At 62.1% G+C, this 770-nt stretch carries 1 pseudogene; it reads right to left on the bottom strand.

What is annotated here, in order from left to right:
- Positions 1–186: 186 nt before the first annotated feature.
- Positions 187–770 (bottom strand): annotated as a pseudogene (locus JC607_RS25740) (transposase); the annotation flags it as partial.

A 770-nucleotide genomic window follows, 5' to 3' on the forward strand; every position in this document is an offset into this window, starting at 1 on the left:
CTTCATCGTCTTCAGCTCCTCTCCAAGCCGGGAAATGCCAGCCGAAAACTCCAGCCGAAAACGGTACAGTTCTCAGGGGGCAGAGCAACTTGAGCTACTCCCCGGTCTTTGGGGAGTTTTCCGGCTGATTTAAGCTACTGCCTTCGTCTGCTGATCGGTTTCGATGCTGTTGAAGCAGACCACGGCGGGCGGCTGCCCGCCATGGGCGGTGTGGGGGCTTCGGTGATTGCAGAAGGTCATCCATTGACCGATGGCAGATTGCCGATGGCAGACTTTGCCTGTGAACCTGTCTCCCAGGCGTGCAGGTAGACGCATTCATACTTCAGGGATCGCCAGAGGCGCTCGATGAAGACGTTGTCGATGCAGCGTCCTTTGCCGTCCATGGAGATCCGGGTGCCAACGCGCTTCAGCCGATCAGTCCAGGCGAAGGACGTGAACTGTGAGCCCTGGTCCGTCTTCATGATCCCCGGCGCGCCGAAGCGGTGGATGGCCTCGTTCAGCGCCTCGACGCAGAAGTCGGCCTCCCCTCGCCATAGCCCTCGAACCAATGGCGACCCATGGCTCGATGCTGGAGATCCGCCAGGCCAGAACCTTGCGGGTGAACCAGTCCAGGATGGCCACCAGATAGAGGAAGCCCCGGCGCATCGGCAGACAGGTGATGTCGGCGCACCAGACCTGGTTGGGCCGGTCCACCCGCAGCCCGCCCAAGCCGGACAGGGGCAGGTCTTGTGCCCCTTCGCGGGCCTGCTGGTGTCGGGCTTCTGGCAGAT

The sequence above is a fragment of the Paracoccus sp. IB05 genome, assembly GCF_016405985.1.
GTDB lineage: Bacteria > Pseudomonadota > Alphaproteobacteria > Rhodobacterales > Rhodobacteraceae > Pseudogemmobacter.